Genomic DNA, 3,615 nt, shown 5'->3' with positions numbered 1-3,615 from the left:
CCTGGCCCCTTCTTCACCCGACGCGACGATGTCAACACAACCTCCAGAATCTAGAGAAGTGTTGCGACCGTCCCTAGAAACCACCCCGGAACAGGCTGCTCACAATTCAACCGGAGCTGACAGGCAAGGCCCTGGCGGCCTTCAGATAAGGCGATACTCGGCCGTATTACGAGTGCGACGCCCACCACGTGTAGAGGTCCTCCAACCTGGGCAGCGGCCCGACCACGCCACGGACGCTCGTTGAAAAAAGTAGTTCGGCGCTGGTCCAGTCCACCACAGGCGCACCCTGGCGGATGCCTCAGAACACAGTGCCACGTGTGATGGTTGGCGAGTCGTTGCGCCTTCACGGCCCCGGTGACTGAATGTTGCCGGGGCACGAAAGTCGAGTCGCCGAGAAGTGACCGCGCCGATGACTCGGCGTCACGCAGCGGGTGGCGTTCTAGACCCGCACCCTGTCGAAGTAATAGTTGTCAGGAGTTGGTGTGCATTGCCAGCCGCAAAAGTGTGACTGCGCGAGTCTCCACGTCCGCGAGAGCGTTCAACAGCTGCTGGCACGCGCCGACCCGTACTAGCAGAGAAAATCCTCAGCGTCCTGAGTAATGTGCATGACACTGGCGCGGTCAATATCACTGAGACCCAAGCTGTCAGTGGCGGCGGAGGCGACGGATCGGTCTGACTGACCGCGTGCAATTGCAATGGACGTACCGGATCTGAGGCTCGTCTGCATCGCCTTGCAAGCGACGTAACCCAGCTGCAGTAATTGTTCGTTCGTGAGGTCGACAAACAACTTGTTCTTCTGGCGCATCTGATTCAGGTATAGACCCTCATCTGCGATTGCAGGCGGGGCCGCGCCCAACAATCCGATCAAGGCCACGACAACGACTACGCCTGCGCGAAGCCGAACCATCATCAGCAGGCCATGTCTTCAGCGTTGATGAAAAGGCCGTTGCCTGCCTGGCCTTCGCTTATCCCGAGATCCTGGGCCAGGAATCGGACGACGTAGTTGGGAGATGTCCCGCCCGCAAGCGATTGGCAGATCCCGCGCGCAATTTGCAGCAGCCGGTCGCGGTCGGTCGGGATGCCCGCCATGCTGTAACTCAGCGTTCTGTCGATGAATGCCGTCTCGCCGGGACGCGCTGGGCTGACGTCAGACCAGCAGTCCCACGGGCTCGTATGAGCGCCGCAGTAGCCGGGATCGCCTGGACCTGGAGGTGCTGCAGGTGGGGAGGCGGCGGCAACCGCGCTTCCCGCCAATGCAGCGGCCGCAAGGGAAGCGGCAAATAAACTGCGGAAAAGCAACTTGACCATGAGAGGCCCCCTCCAGCGATTACTTTCAACCCTGGCTACGTCGGTCATCTATGAACGCGGTTGTCGGTGAATTGGGTCCGCAGCTGCTTTGTGGGTCGGAACTGTATCGGTGAATGCCGACCGCGGATTGGGGCGTGTGAGGCATTGGCAGGCAATCCGCTATTGCGACACCGGTCGGCCTACGGCTTGTCGTAGCCGAGGAGCATGTTCGCGAACCGGTCAAGGTCGGTCCGAAGCTCGTCGAGAGTGGCTGCGTGGCTGGCGCGCTCGGTGGCGCCGAGGAATTCGTAGAGGGACGTGTCGAGCCGGTTGGGGTCACTGAGGAGCCAGTCGCTGAGGAAGCTGAGGATTTCGGCGAGTTCGACGGCGTCGGCCGCGTCGAGGCTGACGTGCATGATGTGCACCTCCGGAACGACAGATGTTGTAGTGACCCGGCAGGATCTGAGTGGGCTTCGCTGGGGTGGCGAGGCCGGGCGACGTTAGGTCTTTGTGGCTTTTGTGCGGGCGAGACGGAATGAGTCGGTTCCTGTTTCGATGATGTTGCCGCCGAAGGTGAGTCGGTCGACGATGGCAGCGCAGAGACGTGGATCGGTGAAAGTCTTGGTCCAGCCGGAGAACGATTCATTGGAAGCTATTGCGACGCTGTTCTTTTCCTCCCTTTCGGTGAGAACTTGGAACAACAGTTCGGCGCCACGCTTGTCTAGTTCCATGTATCCGAGCTCGTCGATGCAGAGCAGGTCGACGCGCCCATAGCGGGCGATGGTCTTTGACAGTTGTTTGTCATCGGCGGCCTCGACGAGTTCGTTTACGAGCTTGGTTGCCAGGGTGTACCGCACCTTGAAGCCCGCCATCGCCGCCTCGGTGCCAAGAGCGATGAGCAGGTGAGATTTGCCTGTTCCAGAGTCTCCGATCAGGCAGAGCGGGAGCCCTTTCTTGACCCATTCGCATTTGGCCAGGGTGTGGACGACGGCGGCGTCAACGTTGGGGTTGGCGTCGAAGTCGAATGCTCGCAGGGACTTCTCACGCGGGAAGGCGGCTCCTTTGATGCGGCGTTCGGAACGTCGCCGGGCGCGGTCGTCGCATTCGGCAATGAGGAGTTCAGCGAGGAAGCCGCGGTAGGACATCTGTTCGCGGGCAGCTGCATCGGCGAGCTCGGAGAACTGCGAGCGGATTGTCGGTAGTCGCAGCATGCGACAAGCTTGATCTGTGGCGGCGTCGGCGGCTTCTTCAGTGAGGCCGCGGCGGCGTGAGGTAGCGGTCATCTCGGTGTTCCTTCCTGGGTTGGGCGAAGGCGCAGCAGTTCGTCGTAAGCGGCGACTGAGGGCAACGGTCTGGGGTCTGGCGGCAGCTGGGCGAGCCGCCGCTCGGTCAACGACACGACCGGTCCGCTAGATGGTTCCGGTGGTCCGCCTCCGGTGGGCGGCTCATCGGCGTCAGCGGCTCGCCGCGCTTCGAGCGCGACGGCGTCGGCGGTCAGGGCTCCTGAGCCAATAGCGGCGGCAAGGCCGGCGATGACTTGCTCGTGCTCCATGTGACGGTGCAGGAGCAGAACTCTGATCAGCTCGCGGGTGCCGTCTCGGTCGCCGTGGGCTTTGCACGCTGCCGCCCACCAGGCGTCGTGTGTCGGGGTGAACTTGCCTGCAGCGCGGGTCTGTTCGAGGGCGGTCGCTCCGGGCAGTGCCCCAGGCTTGCGCAGCAGTCCTTCGAGGTAGTGGTCCAGGTCGTAGCGAGACTCACCTTTGCCGATCAGCCGTTCGTGTCGAGCGACCTCGGTGCGGCCCTGGTAGATCACCAGGTGCGAGGCGTGCAGCAGCACCCGCACGGGGCGTCCGATCAGCCGCGCCGGCACCGAATAACGGTTGGTGCGAACGGTGATCTGGGCGTAGCGGTCGACCCGCGGCGTGAACCAGACGCCGGTTTCGAACGGTTCGGTCGGGAGCGGTTTGAGCAGCGGCCTCTCGACCGCGAAGTGCTCACCCACGGTGTGTGACCGTGTACCGATCCGCCGTGTTTCATCGGACAGGTCCCAGGCATCGATCATGTCGTTGAGGTGGTCGAGAGATTCCACTTCGGGGACGGGCACGAGGTGGTTGCGGCGAAACCAGCCGATGTCGCCTTCGACGCCGCCCTTCTCGTGGGCGCCATCGATGCCGGGCTGGCAGTAGAACGCCTCCAATCCGGCGTGTGCGTTTCGTCAAGTGATTTGGCCCCACCGTCGTCATGGATTTTGGCCCCACCTGGTCTAGGTGGCGCGTTTGGTTCGGGTGGTGGTCTTGCTGGTGCGGAGTCGGTAGGACTTGGTGCCGG

The 3,615-nt window shown here is 62.7% G+C and carries 5 protein-coding genes; all 5 read right to left on the bottom strand.

Annotation, left to right across the window (positions count from 1 at the left end):
• Nucleotides 1–568: 568 nt before the first annotated feature.
• A complete protein-coding gene (locus NM203_RS33015) occupies nt 569–874 on the bottom strand; it encodes a hypothetical protein (RefSeq protein WP_255065281.1) in 306 nt (101 codons plus the stop codon).
• A 35-nt stretch (nt 875–909) separates the two neighbouring features.
• Nucleotides 910–1,308 carry a DUF732 domain-containing protein gene (locus NM203_RS33010; RefSeq protein WP_255065280.1) on the bottom strand — a complete coding sequence of 133 codons (399 nt, stop codon included), beginning with the start codon at nt 1,306–1,308 and terminating at the stop codon, nt 910–912.
• Between the two features lie 179 nt (nt 1,309–1,487).
• Nucleotides 1,488–1,703: a hypothetical protein gene (locus NM203_RS33005; RefSeq protein ID WP_255065279.1), complete on the bottom strand. Its 216-nt coding sequence runs from the start codon at nt 1,701–1,703 to the stop codon at nt 1,488–1,490.
• Nucleotides 1,704–1,787: 84 nt separating this feature from the next.
• Nucleotides 1,788–2,570 (bottom strand): IS21-like element helper ATPase IstB, encoded by a 783-nt coding sequence (gene istB / locus NM203_RS33000; RefSeq protein WP_255065278.1) that lies wholly within the window; start codon nt 2,568–2,570, stop codon nt 1,788–1,790.
• Nucleotides 2,567–3,484, bottom strand: a complete 918-nt coding sequence (locus NM203_RS32995; protein ID WP_308212870.1) for a Mu transposase domain-containing protein — start codon at nt 3,482–3,484, stop codon at nt 2,567–2,569. The genes istB and NM203_RS32995 overlap by 4 nt, the downstream gene beginning before the upstream one ends.
• Nucleotides 3,485–3,615 lie beyond the last annotated feature (131 nt).

The sequence above is a fragment of the Mycolicibacterium arenosum genome (genome assembly GCF_024320865.1).
Taxonomy (GTDB): Bacteria; Actinomycetota; Actinomycetes; order Mycobacteriales; family Mycobacteriaceae; genus Mycobacterium; species Mycobacterium arenosum.
Note: the sequence above shows the minus strand (reverse complement) of the source record. Positions and strands in the feature narration are given on the sequence as shown.